We start from the raw sequence: 11,994 nt of genomic DNA on the forward strand, positions 1-11,994 counted from the left end.
ATGACACAACAGGTAAAGAAAAAGTTAAACGATTCGTGGGGCATGCGTTGGGGTGCTCTGGCTATTGTAGCCTTCACAATGATGGCTGCTTATTATGTGAACGATGTAGTCGCACCGCTAAAGAGTATGCTTGAGGCTGCTCCAGCCGACAATGGTCTTGGATGGACAAGTAGTGATTATGGAATATACACAGGTGCCTACAGCTTTCTGAATGTATTCTGCCTTATGCTGATATGGGGAGGATTGATTCTTGACAGATTCGGCATTCGTTTTACAGGAAAGTTGGCTACCATACTCATGGTAGTAGGTACAGGACTTGAGTATTATGCCATGACAAGCATGGTGGGAACTGCCGATACAATACTTGGATATAAAGCCGATGTCTTCGTCGCTTCTGCCGGATATTCAGTGTTCGGAGTAGGAGCCGAGGTTGCCGGTATCACCGTAACGAAGATGATAGCCAAATGGTTCCGTGGTAAGGAAATGGCTACAGCTATGGGAGTTCAGGTTGCCCTTGCACGTGTAGGTTCGCAGGCTGCATACGCAGTAGCTATCCCTGTGGCACGTTCGTTCGAACTTACTACACCTGTTCTCATTGGTCTTGTATGCCTCGTAGGCGGTATGATTGCATTCTTCTCATTCTCTGTACTCGACAAGAAGCTCGATACACAGATTGAAGAAATCAAGGATGAATCTTCTGACAACGAAAAGTTCTCTTTCAAGGATGTGGCAACAATCCTTTCAAATCCGGGCTTCTGGCTTATTGCTCTGCTTTGCGTATTATTCTACTCATGCGTATTCCCATTCCAGAAATTCGCTTCGGAACTGATGATTACAAAGTACGGTATTGACGAAAACGTAGCCGGATTCTTTGCGGGTCTTCCTGCTTTGGGAGCATTGATCCTTACGCCGGTATTCGGTGGAATGGTCGATAAGCGAGGAAAGGCAGCTTCAATAATGATGTTCGGAGCAGCAATGCTTATATTCGTACACTTTGTATATGCTTTGCCTTTCATCACAGGTGCATACATTGCCATCATTCTTATGATAATCCTCGGTATAGCATTCTCGCTTGTGCCTTCTGCAATGTGGCCTTCTGTAGCGAAGATATTCCCTGCCCATCAGCTTGGAACAGCATACGCGCTTATCTTCTTTATACAGAACATAGGTCTGTGGGGAGTACCTACACTTATCGGTTTTGTACTCGACAATTATTGTATCACCGGTAAGACTGCAACAGGAACAAACCTATACGATTATACACTCCCTATGTGTATTTTCACAGGTTTTGCCGTACTTTCATTGCTGGTGGCATTTGCCCTTAAAATTGCAGACAAGAAGTTTGGATATAAGCTTGAAGAATCCAATATCAAGTAATCTTCAATCTTAGTTTTAAAGTTAGACAAAATAAAATCCTGCCTCCGTTTTTCTTATAAGAATACGGAAGCAGGATTTTTTGGTTTCCGTAGTCAGCGGAAAAAGTACTACGGAGATTCATTTAATTTATAATTATAGCGGGATGTTTTTACTTGATTTCAATGCTGCGTATATCGAAATAACATAAAGTCATTTCTCCGTCTGCAGTACGGTCATTCTGTGTGGTAGGAGCTGATTTATATCTTCTGATAATAAGTTTGTATTTTCCTTTTTCAGGCAAATTCTGGAATACGAAACCTTTTCCGTCTTCTGTCACTTCGCCAAAATACTGGGCGAATTGTCTCTTGTCGGTTTTTTCCAGAATAAATTCCATTGTCTCTTCATCTGCTTTTGCGGCACCTTTCCAGTTTACAACCTTTCCGGCTTCTATGGTTTTCAAATCTTCAGGCAATGCCAGTGCAAGTGAATTGTCTTTTACAAGCTTATTCTTTATCGTATTGTCTTTGAAACGAACGAATTCAAATTCCGCTTCGTTGGCGTTGTTGTCCAATTTCAGCGAATATAGATACGCCACAGAGTGGTAATTGTCAAGTCTGTTGTAGTTCATGGCCTTGCCGTTCACTGAAATTTTCTGGTCTCCGGTCATTTTTACAGGTTTCAGAAAATCGTTTCTTTCTCTCGAGAAAGCTGCGTATGCTATTGTCTCGCCATTGTTGCCCACAGCAAGCATATACCTCTGGAATAGTGGAGCATCGCCCAAATCTTTCGAATCTTCCTGTTCGCACGATGTCAGACACAGTCCTGACGCAGCCAATACATACAGCATCATCATCGAGCCGAAAAGTTTCTTTGCAAATGATTTTTTCATAATTCAAATAGTTTAGTTAAGTCTGGTTTAGTCTTTAAAATTTAGTTAAGTCTAGTTTAGTTTCTCTTATTCATTGGTGCCTGTCTCAGGTTCCAGTTCTACATTAATAATTGTGTTGTCCCACTTAAACATTTTGCCGGTACCCAAATCAACCAGAAATCCCGGCCAGAAAAGGAAATTCCAAAGGGATGAGGCATTAAATTCTGTTTCAAGAATGAAAGGGGTGGGAGCGTAACCGTCTTTTCGTGCTATAAGCTGTTTGTCTGTGATTTTTTTCTTTATCTTAGTAGTTACCATGTTATCTTTTTCCACTTCCGCTATCTTTATATTAGTCTCTACATCATAAATCTTTGTTCCGTTTGGAGCCATGAATGTAATGTTCTGTTTCGATGCGGTAAAAACAGTACAGCATGACGACAATGCTGTAGCAGTAATGATAGTCAATAATGTTTTCTTCATAATTTGTTTGGCTATGTTTTTGTTTCCGGTTGCAAAGATATATAGATTTTGCAGGATGATAATGATTTTATAATGTACATAGAATAACCGATATGTTCTGATTATCAACGCTTTGATAATTTGCATGATGTACAAAACAGAAAATGCCAACCAAAATCAGAACTGAATTGGTTGGCATTTTCTGCAGGCGGACATCTGTATCCCGGTTTTATCCGATGTGTTTCTGTATAATAGTGAAAAGCTCTTCCAGGTTTTCAGAGCTGTTTCCGGCTATTACTCCGCAAGGAGAGACAAAGTCAAGAGGTTTGCCGTCGAGACCTGAAATCTTTCCACCAGCTTCCGTGAGGATTAGTGATGCGGCTGCAAAGTCCCATGGGCTTAACAGATACTCAAAGTACAGTTCGCATCTTCCCATTGCCAGGTAGCACAATTCAGGAGCACAAGCACCGAAGCGGCGTATGTCGTTACATTTTCCGAAAGTTTCACGTATTATTCCTGAACATATTTCTGCATATTCCTTATGATATACAGGCAGGGCGGTACACATTATCGCATTCCCGAAGCCACGATTTGAAACATGGATTCTCTTGCCGTTAAGATAAGCTCCTTTACCTTTTTCTGCATAGAACATTTCCTTAGTCCTTGGAAGATATACAACCCCCATTATCATGTCCGAATAATGTTTCAATCCTACGCAGATGGCGCATTCTGCTATTCCACGGCTATAGTTGGCTGTCCCGTCTATCGGGTCGATAATCCATGTATATTCATGGTTTGCGTCATGCATATCCTCTTCTTCACAAAGAAATCCGCTGACCGGCAGTGCCTCTGCCAACTGTTTACACAAGTAATCCTGCACTGCAATATCCGAAGAGGTAACAATATTTGAATACCCTTCCTTGCTCGAAATGTCAAATCCTTCGGTAACCATGAGTGCCGAAGCATTCATTACTATGTCCTTAAGTTTATCCAGTGATATCATATCCTTTTATTTATTATATTCAGAATCAAAATTACTAAAAAAATAACATATATCACTCACGCCCTGAAACCAATAGGGCGTGGTGATGAAATATTTGCCGTTTTCAGGCTGAGAAAGTTTTTTTCAGTCTCTATTATGTCTGACTCTTCAATCACACACAGCATATCTATGTCTATGTTTCTTTCGGTAGGAGAGGATGTCATAACCCTTTGAGCCATACTTTTTATGATACCCTGATAAATTAGATTATGCACCCATCGTCCGTTTCCGAAATACTCGTTGCGGTTAGCCGCAGCTTTTTCTATCAAGGTATTCAGACATTTATGAGCATCGTCAGTCAATCGGTAGTTCCCTGCTTTCAGTGTGCGGCAAGCCATTTCCATCAGCTCTTCTGCAGAATAGTCGTCAAAATGGAATGTCAGCGGGAAGCGGTCTTTCAGTCCCGGATTTGTTTTCATCATATTCATCATCTTGTCCTCATATCCTGCCAGGATCACAATCATGTCAGGTTGAGGCTCCGAGAGTACCGTGAGCAGAGCATTCAGAATCTCCTTGCCGAAGTCCTTCGTATCACTCTCATGAGATACGAGTGTATATGCTTCATCAATGAACAGCACACCTCCTCGTGCCTCCTCGATGGCTTCCAGAGTCTTTTTTTCTGTCATACCTATATATTCTCCCACCAGTTTGGAGCGGTTAGTCTCCACTGTGTGCCCTTTGCTGAGTAAACCCAAGTTGTGATATATTTCGCCCACAAGTTTTGCCACAGTGGTTTTCCCTGTTCCCGGATTACCCAGGAAAAGCATATGGTTTCGCTGCTCATTATTTGTCTGCAGACACATCTCAGCCCTCTTTTGGTTGAACATAGCCATCATTCTGGCCTCTCTCATGTCGTCTTTCACCCTTTGCAGTCCTACCATGTCTTCCAGTTCCTTTTCCGCCTTTGTGCCGGATATCCGGGACTCGTCCTCGTCATTATTGAAGCCGAATTTTTCATCCATCAGTCCCTCTACCAGTCTCTGAAAATCTTCAGCCTCCTGGTCGTACTCATATTCAAATCCTACAGATCTGTCGGATGACAACCTGAATGTTGTCTCTTCGGTGAACAGTCCGTTCATCAGTACACATTTTTCCATCATCATTGCAATGTCCTTGTCTTTCCCATGCAAGATGAAAGTTGTACCCTTGAATGTGTCGTATCTGATAATGCTGGCAATGAGGTTAACTATGTTAATGGTGTGAGCGTTATATTTCAGTTCCGTCACCTCCACAATCACAGCCTTTGCCTTTGCCACCTTTTCTTCCATGTTCTTCCATCCGTAAGCTCCCGTAGTGATTTCCTCGAGCGACAGGCTGTATTTCATGGAGACATCATCGCCTGTTATGAATCCGCCCAAAATCATCGAAGCCAAAGCCTTGGCACCACAGGTCTCACCCTCGCCGGTCACCAGCAGGTGAGGCACTTTTTCGGCCTTTCTGTTGTTTAAATCATTACTGTAAATCAGCAGTCTGTCTATCAGTAACTTTATGAGAGGTTCTTTGAAACGTCCACAGTACAGCTTATGCCACCAGTTGGTGAATGCCAGTTTTCCGGCAAAGAACATTTCCTGCTGGTTTCCTTCTATCGGCTGCATTGCTTTTCGTGTCCAATAGTTGGAAGATATCGGCAGGTTAAGTTCGCAGAACCATTTAGGATTTCCGTTTATATATATGTAGGCGCGATACATGCCGGCATCCCATAAATCGTCATTTGCCAGTAGAAAGGAAGATTTTTTCAGAATATTGTCCGGATTATGGGTGATACATCCGGTACCCATTAACCTGTAAGAGGAAGAATAAATACGTACCGACATCTCTTTTACTCCGGTCAGACCTTTAGGAGCTGAAAATTCTACATCAAGATGACAGTCGGCATATTCAGGAGCAAGATTATTTGAATTTGAATCGAAATTGCGTTTTACGCGTAAGAATACATTTTTCATAAACAACGTGATTTTTGAGTTTCTTTAAAGTCTGATAACTAACAACTAATAATTAGTAACTAACAACTAGTTTTCAAAATAGAACCCCCTCTTCCCAGTCGAAGAGTCGGGTATGAACCCGTAAGTCAAAGAGCATAGCAATCCCTGCCGCATGATTTTTTTTCTTTGCAGCCATCGGAAAAACTTAGTTTAATGAATGATTTTTTTAATCCATAAACCTGCTGTTTTGCTTCTTTGACATTGTTTTGTTGTTTATGAAAAAATAGAATTAAAATATGGCGATTTTAAAATCACCACATACTCAATTACAAAGATAATACAATTTATTTTGATTTCCAAATTCTAGTTGGGAAATATATGGAAAAATGCTATAAAACAAGTTCAAAAAAACGTGCGTACATTTCGCTTAAAACGTGCGTTCATTCGATTTTAAGCGTGCGCACGCTTTGCCTTGAACGTGCGCACGCTTTTGTGGGAGGGTATAAAATCTAATTATGCTTTATTGTATTTAGTTTCAAAATTTCTGATAATCACCTCTTTTTTCATTTTTGTTTCTACATCCAAGCTTTGATTATTTGTTGTATTATGTTAATTATAGAGCAATCCTTTACATCTGTTTTGTACTGCTTTTCATATAAAAAAATTGCATGAATTAGGGCCATTAGGTTCATATGGCCCCATTTTTCTAACAATAGTTTCAATCATATTTTCTCATGAATTCCGATATTGAATAACTCCTTCAGCTTTATACTAACCTGATATATGGTAAATTTATATATATGAACTATTTCTTTTGTATTTAATAAAAAGTTAAAATTGTGTAAAATGTAGCAATGAGCTTATATATTTTTCATGGCATGTACATGTGATATAAACCTATATAAATTTAAGGTTCAAAAATAATCCATAATATCAGAAAATATCTGGCGTTATATTGTGCAATATATTAATATACAATGTGTTGTATGGCTATGTACCGGTAAAATAGGGCCATATGAACCTATGGCCCTAATGGCCCTAAAATTAATGGTGAATTTGGTGGCTATGGCTATTCCAAAAGGTATGGAACCTTCATAATGTTTGTTGAATAGTGATAACTTATATTGGTAATAATAAATAATAATTAGTATTTATATATTCGCATGAATATTACTTAAATCAAGCCGATTTTATTTGTTAGCTTAAAGGCTTTAAAACCAAAAATGACAAATGATAAAGATACGGTTTTCTTGAATTCATGGAAAAAGGGGATCTTTTTTTAGAGTAATATATTTATTGTCTGTATATAGCTGTTTATAATTTGAAAATTATAACAAATTGTTTCGGTATTTAAACAATAAATAAGTATCTTTGTATATTTCAAAACAGAAGACTATCCTTAAGGAAATATTTTTTTATATACCTTATATGGTGTTATGAAGTAATAAACCGTAAAATAAATGTCTATGAAGAATGTTGTTGTCAGTAGTGTAGCATATATGATAGTACCATTGTTTATGCTTGGTTATTCCGGACAATCAAAACAATCAAAAGAAAAAGATGTGATTACAGAAAGTGTGGAAGTATTAAATGTCAAAGAAAATATGCTATCCACCTTAGAACTTGATGGAGTGAAAGTTACATGGATACGAGATAATGCAAAAGATCGCCTAATGCCACGCTTTTTATTCCCGGATGCTACAGATGCACAGATTGACAGTCTTTCACTTCAGAATGGCATACCTGCCTCGGTGAGCGCTTTTCTGGTAGAAAAGGATGGAAAGTATATGCTTTTTGATTCAGGAGTAGGAGCACCTGACAGCAAGTTACAGGAAGGCCTTAAAACTTTGGGTGTCGCACCGTCTGAAATAGACTATATTTTCATAACTCATTTTCATGGAGACCATATAGGAGGCATGATGAAAGACGGCAGTGCTGTATTTACAAATGCAGAAGTATATGCCTCTAAAACGGAGTATGATGCGTGGATGAAAATGCCAGAGGACAAGAAGTCGCAGGTAGAAACTATGATGAAAGCTTATGGCGACCGTGTTCATATGTTTGCTTTTGGAGATACGCTACCTTGTAATGTTATAGCAATGGATGCTTCTGGCCATACTCCTGGACATACTGTATTCCAGACCGGCAAGCTGTTGGTGGTAGGTGATCTGATGCACGGAGCGGCGCTGCAGCTGAAATATCCTGATATCTGTGCCACATACGACATGGATAAGAGGGGAGCGATAAAAAGCCGTAAACATTATATAGAGTATGCCCGCAAGAATAATCTTGTGATAGCCGGCATGCATTTGCCGGTACCGGCGTTTATGAAGTAATATTTTTATATTGCCTTTACTTGAGAAAACAGTAATTAATGTTATCAATAAATTTTTATAATATGGCATCTAAAGTTATTCTTAAAAGGAGTCAGGCTCTGCTTTCCGGATTCCTTGTCATGTTTTTATTTATCTTTTCTTCGTGCGATAAACTTATCGATTTGTTGGAAGGTGGTGATGATGAAGAAGATGTAACAATTGAATTTCCGAATTCACAAACATCGTGGGATGTAAGCGATGAGGGAGATTTGATTAGAGTGGAATTTTCTGCAAGTAACGATTGGGAGATAATAGTAGATGAATCGGCTTTATCGTGGATAAGTGTGTCGCCTAATGAAGGAACAGCAGGAGATTACACATTGGAGATATCTGTAGCTGCAAATGAAACAGGCGAACAGCGTTACGGGTTTGTGGCTATCGTGTCAGGCGATGAAAGAGTTGATCTTTCATTAATGCAATATGGTTTGGAAACTGTTATTGACATTCCTGAATCTCAGACTTCATGGGATGTAAATTGTCTGGGAAAGGTCATTGAAGTGAATTTTGTAACCAATAAAGATTGGAACATCGAAGTTGATGATAAAGCCTCGTCATGGATAAGTGCCTCTCCTTCAAAAGGTACTGCAGGAGAATATACATTGGAGATATCCGTGTCGGCAAATGATACCGAAGAAGAACGCTACGGATTTGTAACTATAGTATCCGGTGATATGAGAAAGGATATTAATATTTTTCAGGGCAGACAGGAAACAGTTCTTGATATTCCCGAATCTCAGACTTCATGGGATATAAGCAGTGCAGAAAAGGTAATAGAAGTAAATCTTGTGACAAACAAAGATTGGAGTGTTGAAGTTGACGAGTCTGCATCATCATGGGTAAGCGTATCTCCTTCACAGGGAACGGCGGGAGAATATACATTGAAAATATCCGTTTCAGAAAATAATACCGAAAATCAGCGTTACGGAATTCTGACTGTGGTTTGCGGTGATGAAAAGAGAGAAATCTTTATCAATCAGAAGGAGAAGACATTCCAGCCTGAAGGGGAAGGACCTGATGATATGCCAATTGAGGAATGGAAATAGTTTATCGTAACAACATTAAAAACAACGTGTAATGAAAAAGATTCAGAATTATATAGGTCTGTTTTTGCTGGTATGGACAATAGTCGGCTGTACTGACGAAAATATGTTTGGCGATGACGGTGGTTTTCGCGTAATAGGTAATTTGGATACTCCGTCAAGAACAGAATATGAAGTTGGAGATGGTAAGGTGACAGTTACATGGGCGGCAGATGATGCAATCGGTCTGTTTACTGATGCACAGACATCACTGCTGGAATACAAAGCGACTTCTTCAGGCAAACAAGTCAGTTTCGCTCCTGCCGGACAACGTCTTAATCTGCAGGAAGGAAAGGAAGTCTATGCGTTTTATCCATATAAACAGACAACAATTGACTATCCGAAGATGCAGCTTCCGCAGTTGAGTCAGGAATATTCCGAAGATCTTCCGTCTGCCAAATGCGATTTGATGTATGCAAAAGGTCAAATTACCGGAGACGAACTGGTATTGAATTTCAAGCATCTGTTTGCTTTCATTAAATTAAATATCAAAACTAAGCTCCTGAAAGGAACTTATGGAATGTTTGTAAAATCTCTGGAGCCTATTATGTATGTTGATAGTGATGTGGATGTAACTCCATATTTTGATTTTAAGGAAGAGAAGATTGTAACAGAGAAAAGAGACTATGTGTGGTACAATGTTCCTTCTGACGTTATTGAGACCAAGGATACTATAACCTGTTATATAGCAATTCTTCCAACCACAGAGGACAATTATCTCACATTCTATAAATTTGATGCCAACGGGGTGGGTGACGGTATTTTGGAAAAGAAAGCTCCGGAGGATGGTTTCCAGGCTGGTCATGTTTACGATTTGACATTAGGTGAGGTCGATTATGATCCTGATAAGGTTGAACAAGAAGAGCGCGAGGCATTGATTGCCTTTTATAATGCTACAGGAGGTTCGCAGTGGACAAACAATACCAATTGGTGTAGTGACAAGCCTTTGGAAGATTGGTATGGAGTTAGTACAATGTATGGAAATGTGGTTGGAATAAATCTAAATGATAATAACTTGACAGGAAATATTCCTGCTGAGATAGAGAAACTGCGTCATCTGAAGAGGTTATATTTGGGCTATAACAATATGTCGGGTGAATTGACGGAATCGATTTCTAAGCTTTGTGGATTGGTAAATCTGGATTTGTCCAATAATAATTTCGAGGGAACACTTCCAGAATCATATGCCGGATTGATGGATGTATTGGAAACTTTCAATCTGGGCTATAATAATTTTACAGGACGTATTCCGGATGCAGTGCTGAATCATCCGAACTGGAAAAACTTATGGGTAGGCTGTATAACCGGAGGATTTGATATTTCAGGAGTTGTTCTTCCGGCCCCGGATTTTGTGGTACAGGATATAGATGGAAACACAATCTCATCTGATATTGAATATACGAAAAATAAGCTTACAGCTATTGTTCATTGGAGTTATACATGTCCTTTTTCAAATGATTATATAGAGAACTATCTGAAACCTTTGTATGAAAAATATAGAGATAAAGGGTTTGAGGTGATAGGATATTGTCTTGACACAAAGGATGAGATACAGAAATATGTAAACGAACATCAGGTAAAATGGAGGAATTTTGAAATGCAGACAATCCGTGGATTTCAGATTCCAGGCTTCTTTACAAGACTTACTCCTACGATTTTTGTCGTTGATCAGAACAAGGAGGTGATACTCCAGAGCTTGACTCAAAATCGTAATGAAATAACAAATATATTGTCAGAACGTTTGGGAGATGTAGATTTATATACTTCTACGGACTATTCGCGAGACGGTGAAGTGAAGACATTGCAGACTGCCACCAGAGGAAAAGGAATAAATCTGGTATTCATGGGTGAGGCATTTGTTGATAAAGACATGGGCGACGACGGATTATATGAGCAGGTAATGAAACAGGCTATGGATCAGTATTTTGCCTATGAACCGCTAAAATCGTTTAGAGACCGTTTCAATGTATATTGTGTGAAGGTTGTATCTCCGAATGCTGAATTCTATCCTAATGCTGTACATAGGATAAATGAGGATGACAATGTTTGTTTCGAATATGCTAAAAAGGTGCCGGGCTTGGAGAATGCTCCATACCAGATGGTTTCAGTAATATACAATAAAGGATGTGCAGACAGGAGTTACACTACTATGTATTATGGAGACATGTCGTATGTAGGATATATGATGGAAGGTGTAAACGATGTCCTGAACCACGAAGTTTGCGGTCACGGATTGGGCCGGTTGATGGATGAATATGTAGAAGGAGGCAATGAATATAAGACTTTGCCTGATGCAGAGCGTATAGAGCTGGATAATATGTGGAACAATTATGGATGGGGCGCCAATGTTGACTGGCGGAATAATCCTGAAGAAGTAAAATGGGCACATTTCTTGGATGATATGCGTTATGCCGGTGAAAGTCTGGGACTTTATGAAGGTTCTTATTTGTATGGCAAAGGAGCTTACCGACCTACAGAAAACAGCATGATGCGTTATAATGATTCTCCGTTTAACGCGCCAAGTCGCGAAAGACTGTATAAGGTCATTATGGAACTTTCCGAAGGCGATAGTTGGGTATATGATTTCGAGGACTTTGCCGCTTATGATGAAATAAACAGAAACTATTCAGTTTCGCGTGCTTTGAGTGCACCGTCTTCTCAGAATGTCCGTGAGGACTGGGAAAAACGGCATCGTGCGCCTGTAGTGAAAAGAGGCGGATGGAAAGATGCAAGATGATACTATTATCATTTGAATATAAGTAAGTGATCTAAAATATTTTTATATTCAGCATAAATTATTAATATTGTCTCATGATATTTTAGAAATTGAATCATGAAACATATAAAAGTGCTTGAATTGAGTGAGGCTGATCGCCTCAAACTTGAGAAAGGG

Annotated in this window: 8 protein-coding genes; 4 read left to right on the plus strand and 4 right to left on the minus strand. The window is 39.4% G+C overall.

Annotated features, from left to right (window positions below; genetic code table 11):
• Positions 1–1,377 (plus strand): MFS transporter, encoded by a 1,377-nt coding sequence (locus OCV82_RS13030; RefSeq protein ID WP_154044798.1) that lies wholly within the window; start codon positions 1–3, stop codon positions 1,375–1,377.
• 148 nt (positions 1,378–1,525) lie between these two features.
• Here the strand turns inward: OCV82_RS13030 and OCV82_RS13035 are convergent, their stop codons facing one another.
• The 4 genes from OCV82_RS13035 to OCV82_RS13050 all read right to left on the minus strand — a co-directional run bounded on the left by OCV82_RS13035 (position 1,526) and on the right by OCV82_RS13050 (position 5,668).
• On the minus strand, positions 1,526–2,245 hold the full coding sequence (locus tag OCV82_RS13035; RefSeq protein ID WP_154044799.1) for a hypothetical protein: 720 nt from the start codon (positions 2,243–2,245) through the stop codon (positions 1,526–1,528).
• Between the two features lie 66 nt (positions 2,246–2,311).
• Positions 2,312–2,704 carry a hypothetical protein gene (locus tag OCV82_RS13040; protein WP_154044800.1) on the minus strand — a complete coding sequence of 131 codons (393 nt, stop codon included), beginning with the start codon at positions 2,702–2,704 and terminating at the stop codon, positions 2,312–2,314.
• A 208-nt stretch (positions 2,705–2,912) separates the two neighbouring features.
• Complete coding sequence (locus tag OCV82_RS13045; RefSeq protein WP_154044801.1) at positions 2,913–3,686, minus strand: inositol monophosphatase family protein; 774 nt, start codon at positions 3,684–3,686, stop codon at positions 2,913–2,915.
• Positions 3,687–3,742: 56 nt separating this feature from the next.
• Positions 3,743–5,668, minus strand: a complete 1,926-nt coding sequence (locus OCV82_RS13050; RefSeq protein ID WP_262543698.1) for an AAA family ATPase — start codon at positions 5,666–5,668, stop codon at positions 3,743–3,745.
• Positions 5,669–7,113: 1,445 nt separating this feature from the next.
• Here OCV82_RS13050 and OCV82_RS13055 point away from each other — a divergent pair.
• From OCV82_RS13055 to OCV82_RS13065, 3 genes are all read left to right on the plus strand, one after another.
• On the plus strand, positions 7,114–7,983 hold the full coding sequence (locus OCV82_RS13055; RefSeq protein WP_154044802.1) for an MBL fold metallo-hydrolase: 870 nt from the start codon (positions 7,114–7,116) through the stop codon (positions 7,981–7,983).
• Between the two features lie 62 nt (positions 7,984–8,045).
• Complete coding sequence (locus OCV82_RS13060) at positions 8,046–9,065, plus strand: BACON domain-containing protein (RefSeq protein ID WP_262543699.1); 1,020 nt, start codon at positions 8,046–8,048, stop codon at positions 9,063–9,065.
• 31 nt (positions 9,066–9,096) lie between these two features.
• Positions 9,097–11,838: a fimbrillin family protein gene (locus tag OCV82_RS13065; protein ID WP_154044804.1), complete on the plus strand. Its 2,742-nt coding sequence runs from the start codon at positions 9,097–9,099 to the stop codon at positions 11,836–11,838.
• Positions 11,839–11,994 lie beyond the last annotated feature (156 nt).

Origin of the sequence: Bacteroides cellulolyticus (assembly GCF_025567135.1) — a bacterium.
Taxonomy (GTDB): Bacteria; Bacteroidota; Bacteroidia; order Bacteroidales; family Bacteroidaceae; genus Phocaeicola; species Phocaeicola cellulolyticus.